The sequence below is a fragment of the Vallitalea longa genome, from assembly GCF_027923465.1.
Classification (GTDB): domain Bacteria; phylum Bacillota; class Clostridia; order Lachnospirales; family Vallitaleaceae; genus Vallitalea; species Vallitalea longa.
On sequence record NZ_BRLB01000034.1, the window covers coordinates 1 to 8,591 of the forward strand.

Annotated in this window: 2 protein-coding genes; both read right to left on the reverse strand. The window is 32.1% G+C overall.

The genetic code is table 11. The features are described from left to right. On the reverse strand, positions 1-3,692 hold a 3,692-nt coding region (locus tag QMG30_RS24640; RefSeq protein WP_281819878.1), incomplete at its 3' end, for an amino acid adenylation domain-containing protein. A gap of 13 nt (positions 3,693-3,705) precedes the next feature. Beyond that, positions 3,706-8,591, reverse strand: a 4,886-nt coding sequence (locus QMG30_RS24645; RefSeq protein ID WP_281819880.1) for a non-ribosomal peptide synthetase, incomplete at its 5' end; no start/stop codon positions are given.

Sequence of the window (8,591 nt, forward strand, 5' to 3'; positions counted from 1 at the left end):
TTCTTGCCTTCTGAAAAATCTATCTCTTCTTGCATTCCTTTCGTCAGGTTGATTACATTTCTATGCTCAATCATTACTCCTTTTGGTTTTCCTGTTGAGCCTGATGTATATATCACATAAGCTAGATCACTTGGACTGTTTACATTTCTTATTCCACTTGTATCTTCATCATAGGCCTTCTCTTCTTCCAGAAACAGTATTCGTATGTCTTCTTTTGCCTTATCAGCGTATTTCCTTTTCGTCAAGAGACATTTGGCTTTACTATCTTCCAACACATATTTTATTCTCTCAATGGGATATGCTGGATCAATTGGCAGGTATGCCCCACCGGCTTTTAGAATCCCTAGCATGCCTATTATCATATCCATTGAAGGTTCCACCATAATAGCTACTATATCATCTGTACCTATACCCTGTTTTCTTATGGTTCTTGCTAGAGCATTGGAACTCTCTTCCAGTTGTTTATAGCTCATCTTGCTATCCCTGAAACTTAAGGCGCAGATATCTCTATACTTCAATACACACTCAGAGAAAATTTCATGTATCGTTTTATTCCTATCATACTTAAGGTCTGTCTTATTGCTTCTTGTAATCATCTGTCGCTCTTTTTTAGTTGACATGTCTATTTCATCAATAGATATGTTTCCATCTTCTACTACTCTATACAGTATATTTTTATAGTGTTCTGCCATTCTTTCTATAGTTGTCTCTTTGAACAAACGGGTACTGTACTCGAAGTTGAAGTCTATGCCGTTGTTGTGTTCGTATCCTGTTAATGATATATCAAACTTAGAAATATCATTGTTATACTCGTAATATTCGACCTTTATTTCCTCAAGTCTCTCCCTATTTTTAGTATTATGCAATAAGAACATCGTATCAAAAATTGGATTTCTACTTAAATCTCTTTGAATATTTAACTCTTCAATGAGTTCTTCAAAAGGATAATTTGAATTAGAATATGCTTCAGATGCATTTTTGCTAATTCTACTGATTATTTCACTTAAGGAATCAGTTCCATTAATAACACTTTTAATGGCCAATGAGTTAATAAACACACCAATAACATTATTAAGTTCACTATTATTTCTACCAGAAATCGGAGTACCAACAATTATAGTATTTTGATTCGTATATTTGTATAACAATATGTTATACGCAGTTAATAATAACATATATAATGTTATATCCGAGTTTTTACATAACTCTTTTAGCTGTTCTTTTAGATCCCCGTCAATACTGAAGTTCAACCTTTTCCCATCAAACTTTTGCACATTGGGTCTTGCGTAGTCTAGTGGGAGGTCAAGTGGTATAATTGTATTTCTATCTCTAAACTTATCTAGCCAATATTCCTTTTCTTTCTCCAATTCCTTACTTTCTAATAAATCATTAAACCATACTGCATAATCTTTATAATGCAATTTCAATGGTTCCATATTGATTCCTTTGTATAGATTAATAAATTCATCTATAAATATCTCTAGAGATAATGCATCAGCAATTATATGATGCACGTCTATTACAAGATAATAACTGTCATAATTACTCTTGATAAGTTTAGCTCTTAGAAGAGGTAAGGTGTTCAGTTGAAATGGCTTAATAAAAGCATTTATCATGGCATCATAATCTTTACCTTCCTCGTACTCTAGAATGAAATCAAATTCTGATAATACTTTTTGAACCACTTTTCCATCCTGAACAATAAATATAGTTCTCAAAACCTCATGTCGTGCAATCAATTCATTGAATATATCTTTAATCTTGTTTCTCTTTACATCTCCAGTCAATTTCAATACTCTTGAAATATTATAAGCCGTTCCACCTTTATCAATCTTGTTTAGAATATAAATCCTGCTTTGAGAAGGTGATAATGGATAATATTCTAATGCCTCTGCTTTAATAATGGGCATTTTCTCACTTTTTTCTTTATTATCAATTAACTGAGCTAATTTAGCTAAGGTTACGTTATTGAATATTTCGCTTAACTTGATATTGACTCTAAATTCTTCATATATTCTTGTTACCAAAGTCATAACGTTTAAAGAATGTCCTCCAGCTTCTATAAAACTGTCATGAATACTTATATTATGATTTCCTAAGATTTCAGCCCATATATCAAACAATTTTCTTTCATTAATATTACGCGGTTTCACCACTACATCCTTATTAATTTTATCATTTTTTGGTAATCGCTTATAATCTATTTTACCATTTTTGTTGATTGGCATTTTTTCTAGTGATACATAATGATGTGGCAACATATATCTTGGTATTCTACTAGCTAAAAATACCTTTAATTCTTGGGTAGCCATATTGATATCATCTTTAGAGAATACAATATATGCAGTTATGACATTATTCACTTCATCACTGATTGAATGGGTAACTGCAACATGTTCAACTGATTCATGTTCCATGATGACTCTTTCTATTTCATCAAGTTCAACTCTATACCCTCTTATTTTTATCTGCCTATCTGCTCTACCCATAAACTCAATATTATCATCAGGTAATATTCTACCTAGATCACCTGTATTATAAATCAAATCATTCGAGTCATTATTGAATGGATTTACTATAAATTTCTGTTTGGTAAGGTATTCATTATTTAAATATCCTGCACTTCTAAATGGTGTTCTGATATATATATTTCCTACCTTACCTTTTTTACAAATATTTAAGTCATTATCTAATATAATAACTTTTGCACCTCTTATGGGTTTACCAATAGGCATACTAACCCTATTAATATCTTCTTTCTTGATGTAATAGAAAACTTTTGCTAAAGTAGTTTCCGTTGGTCCGTACATGTTAACCAATTGTATTCTTTCATCAAAAATATAAAACCATTGTTTGAGTTTATCAGGAATGACTCTCTCTCCTGCTAATACAACATACTTTAATGACATAAGATTTTCATATGTCTTACCTGATAAATCAAACATGCCAAATAAACTAGGCGTACAATGAATATGTGTTATTGCATTCGTCTCAACCCAATCCATCAAGTTTCTTGAATCTAACATAATTTCAGTATTATGAGGTATGCAAACTGTACCACCAGTACATAGAGGTACAAATATATCACGCAAATAGGGATCATGACACTGAGAAGTCAACTGGCTCACTCTTGCTCCAGAATCCACCTTGAATTCATTTATCTCCCAATTAATAAAGTGGGCTAGACTTTTATTTTTCCCCTTAATAGCCTTTGGCTTACCGTTTGTACCTGAAGTGAAATAAATATATATTTCATCGTTCTCCATATAATCCTTCAGTACTTTTCCTTTGTTGCTGCGATTATCTTCATTATCGATTATAATTTTGTTGACATTCACATCAAAGGAGGTATTCTTATTCTCTTCATCCACCAACATATACTCAATAGCAGTTTCAGTTATCATAAATTCAGTTCGGAGTTTAGGATAATCATTATCTAAAGGGACAATTACGCAACCAGCTTTTAGGATTCCAATTACTGTTGATATTAGTTTCATCTTATCCTTCATAAGGATTCCTAATCGTGCCCCTTTTTCAATGCCAATATTCTCTATTAGATTAGCAATATAATCTGTCTCTTGGTCTAATTCATTATAAGTTAATTGCTCATGTCCATATGAAATAGCAACATTATTTTTATATTGAACAAAACTATTGTATAGCATATTCTGTATTGTTTTTTTGTTATCCATCTTAGTACCCCCTTTAATAATCCCCTTCCAGATCATCATTAAAATCACTTAGTATATCTTCAATTTCTCTGTCTACCTTAGTTTCAATCGTTTTAATCAAGAATCTTGGGTTCTTAATTATTTTTTTAATAATTTTGATATAATCCTGAACAAATATATCTATTGTTTCTCTCTTAAATAGTTCTGATGCATATTCAACTGTTAATACCAATCTATTACCTACAACTTGTGTTGCAAATTTTATATCCAGTTTTACATACGGATTCTCATAAGGAACTTGAGTTATATTCACCCCTTCAATACCGTTTTCTTCGTTTACTTCTTCATCAACAAAGTTCTGTAGCATAAACATCGTACTGAAAATAGGATTACTGTTCTTCTGGGGTTCTATTTCCAGTAACTCAACCAATTCATCAAACTGGTAATCCTGATTTGAATAACCCTGCAAAGTACTATTCTTAACTGAAAGTAGAAAATCCAAATATGTTTCATTTACATTAATATGATTTATTAAAGCTAGCGTATTAACAAAAAGCCCCACCATACTTTCAAATTCTTGTCTTGTTCTTCCAGAGATAGGTGTTCCAACAACAATACTTTTTTCACCAGTATACTTATATAAGAGTAAATTATAAGCTGACAGTAGAATCATAAATAAAGTTGTCTTGGAATCCAATGCTAATTTTTTTAGTTTTCCTAGAACCTCTTCATCAGTATAATAATCAACGCTCTCTCCTGAATATTTCATTACCTCAGGTCTTTTATAGTCAGTATCAAGTAAGCATCTGTTATAATCTTTTAATGTATCATACCAATAATCTCCTTGTTTTTTGTACTCCTCTGTTTTTCTATACTGTTCTTGCCATAATGTATAATCCTTATATTCAACATGAACTTCAGGTAACGTATCTTTTTTATATAGCTTAATAAATTCGTCTGATATTATACTTAATGTCGTTCCATCAGAGATAATATGATGCATATCAATAATTAGGTAACCTCTTTTTTCAGATTCATTTACAATACCGACCCTCATAAGAGGTGCATTACCTAAATCAAATGGTTGAATAAATTGTTTAATAGAATTTTCAATGCTTCCTATTATTTCAAGCCGTTGAATTTTTGGCTCCACTTTACTACTGTCAATAATTCTCTGAACAACTGTTCCATTTACCAGCTCAAATATTGTTCTTAATGCTTCATGTCTTTCGACTAACCTGATTAAAGCATCTTCTAAATATTCAATGTGGTATAATCCATCAAGTCTTAAAACCGCAGTTAAGTTATACCCTGTGTTTTCTTCATTGATTTGATTAAGAATATACATTCTCTTTTGAGCTGATGATAATGGATAAAACTCTCGATTGTAGTTGTAATTTATTTTCTTATATTCAATTCTATGAGATTTATTGATATATTCCGCCAACTCTTCAATTGTCGTCAATCTAAAAGCTTCAACCAAAGGAATTTCCGCATTGAATTGTTGACGTATATTGTAAACTACTTTCATCAACTTTAAAGAGTTTCCTCCTATTTCAAAGAAATCATCCGTAATACCAATTTGTCGGTTATCAAATATATTTCTCCATATTTTTGTTAATCCAATCTCAACATCGCTAACAGGAGGAACATATTGTTTATTTCTTTGTTCCTGATTCTCTATACTTGGTAAAGACTTCAAGTCAACTTTCCCATTAGGTGTTAGTGGAACTTCTGATATACTGAAATAGTATGTAGGAATCATGTAATGAGGTAACTCTCTGATAAGGAATTGCCTTATTTCCTTCACATCTACTTCTATTCTCCTATCTTTAAAAACAATGTATGCACATATGACTTTTTGGTCTTTATCATTACTTACATTTACAACCACTTTTTCGATTTCGGTTTTCAATTCTAGGATTTTCTCGATTTCGGTCAATTCAATTCTATAGCCATTAATTTTATGTTGTTGATCCTTTCTTCCACAATACATGATATTCCCATCTGGTAACCATTTTCCAAGGTCACCTGTTCTATAGACTCTAACATTATTGCCTAAACTATTCTCAGGAAATTTTTCCTCTGTAAGTTTAGAATTTCTTATATAGCCTCTTGTTACACCTTCACCTGCAATACAGATTTCGCCTTCCATACCTATACCCTGTACCAAGTTATTATGATCAACAATAAATATCTTAGTATTTGCCAGTGGTTTACCTATTGTAAGCTCTTTACTGCTTTCGACTTTCAATATGGTAGACCATACCGTTGTTTCAGTCGGACCATAAACATTATATATGTTACAATCTATCAGTCCCTTCTCAACCAAATCATACAATTGGTCAGGGAACTCCTCTCCTCCTATAATTAATTCCTTAATACCTTCAAAACATTTCCCATCTTTATATATAGCGTTTAGTATACTAAATCTTGATGGCGTCAATTGTAATATATCAATACTTCTTTCTTTAATCAGATTATTGATTGATACTATGTTCTTTTGCTCGTCATCATTTGCTATTACTACAGTCATTGATTTGAGTAATGGAACTATTAATTCCAAAACAAAAATATCAAATGATATAGTTGTAAGAGAAAGTACTTTTTCATTTTCATCAAATGGAATTTCATCCGTTATACCAATCATGAAATTCACAACATTATGGTGCTCTATCAAAACACCTTTAGGTTTTCCTGTTGAACCTGAAGTGTATATGACATACGCAAGATCCCTTCCATCATTTATGTTTACTGGATTACTGCTGTCTCCCTTGTAAATTTCCTGGTCGTCCAATTCGATTACCTTATGTTCATACTTCACTTTTTCTCTAATCCATGACTGGGTTAATAGCATTCTGGTTTCGCTATTATCAAGTATGTATTCTATTCTGTTTTGTGGATACTCTGGATCTATTGGCAGATAGGCACCTCCTGCTTTCAATATCGCCATTATACCTACTATCATTTCAAATGATCGTTCTACCATCAATCCCACAATAGAATCTTTTGTCACACCATATTCTCTTAGCTTTCTAGCTAATTGGTTCGACCTTTTATTTAACTCTTCGTATGTCATTTCCCGATTTTCATATATTAATGCTGTTTTTTTATGGTTTTCTTCTACCTGCTTTTCAAATATTTCTTGGATTGTTTTATTCCTGTTATATTCCACATGTGTAGCGTTAAAAGTTTCTACAACCATTTCCCTTTCATTAGTTGATAGCATGTCAATATCTTTTATTTGTACATTTTCATCTTCTGTGATTCTAGACAATATATTTTCGTAATGCTCTATCATTCTAATGATTGTCGTTTTCTTGAACAGGCTGGTACAATAATTGATACTGACCATTATTCTTTCGTCTCTTTCCATTGCCGTCATTGTCAAATCAAACTTGGCTACCCTATTCTCATAATTGTATGGCGTTACCCTTAATCCTTTTTCTTCTATCTCTACCTTCTCGAAGTTTTGCATCGCAAACATGACATCAAAAATCGGGTTCCTACTAAAATCCCTGACTACTTCCAGATGGTCCACTAACTCTTCAAACTGATAGTTTTGATTTTCATATGCTTGTAAAGCTGTATATTTAACTTCATTCAAAAATTCCAGAAATGTTTTCTCACTTTCCGGCTTGTTCCTCATGGCCAGTGTGTTTACGAACATTCCAATGATTCCTTCTAGATCTATATGTGCTCTTCCTGCTATAGGTGTCCCTACTACAATGTCCTCCTGATTGCTGTACTTGCTTAAGAGTACGTTAAATGCTGCTATTAATATCATGTACATTGTAGTACCTGTATCTCCAGATAGTTTTTTCAATCTTTTCACTACATCAATATCCAGTTCTACTTCAATGTCCCTTCCATCATATTTTTTTACTGCTGGTCGAGTATAGTCTGATGATATATTCAATACTGGTATATTTTCTTTGAACACATTCATCCAATATGCTTTTTCTTTTTCTAACTCCTTTGATTCCATCAGTTTGTTTTGCCATTCTGAATAGTCCTTATACTGCCTTGTTAATTGTGGTAATTCATTCCCGCTATACAGTTTCATGAATTCTTCTACTAGTATCTTCATAGATATACCATCGGATATAAGGTGATGTATATCATACATCAATAGGGCTTTTCCATCAGCTACTTTAATTAATATAACCCTGATGAGTGGTGCCTTATTTAATTCAAAAGGTTTAATAAGTTCCTTAATCGTTTCTTGTATATCCTTTTCTTCTACTTCTATGATTTCCACCTTTGCTTCAACTGTATCATGTATTATCTGCACTGGTTCATCATTAACTATTTCAAAGGAGGTTCTTAATGTTTCATGTCTGTCTAATAGCTTGTTGAAGGCTTTTTGTAAGCATTCTTCTTCTATAGACCCTTCGATTTCTACGATATTAGGTATATTATAACTGGTTGTCCCAGCTTCTAATTGCTGTAATGTGTATAAGCGCTTTTGTGCTGATGATAGAAGGTAGTAATCTTTCTCTTCTGCTATATCAATTGATTTATAAATCCCTTTTGCATTAGTAACAATATATGCACTCAATGCTTTTATTGTCGGGCTTTTAAAAATTTGACTCAGTGGCATGCCAACACTGAATTCCTTGTGTATTTTACTTGCTAAAACTGTTGCTCTAAGGGAATGGCCTCCTAGTTCAAAAAAGTTGTCATTTATACTTATTTTCTTAACCCCTAAAATATCTTCCCATATTTCAATAAGTTTTTCTTCCCTTTCATTTCTTGGTCCTTCATATACGCCATTCTTGCTTCCTTCTACATGAGGTGTTGGCAATGCTTTCTTGTCAATCTTTCCATTAATTGTTATTGGCATATTTTCTAACCTGACTATAGCGGATGGTATCATATAATCTGGTAATGCTATACTAAGATTTTCCTTGATCGTAT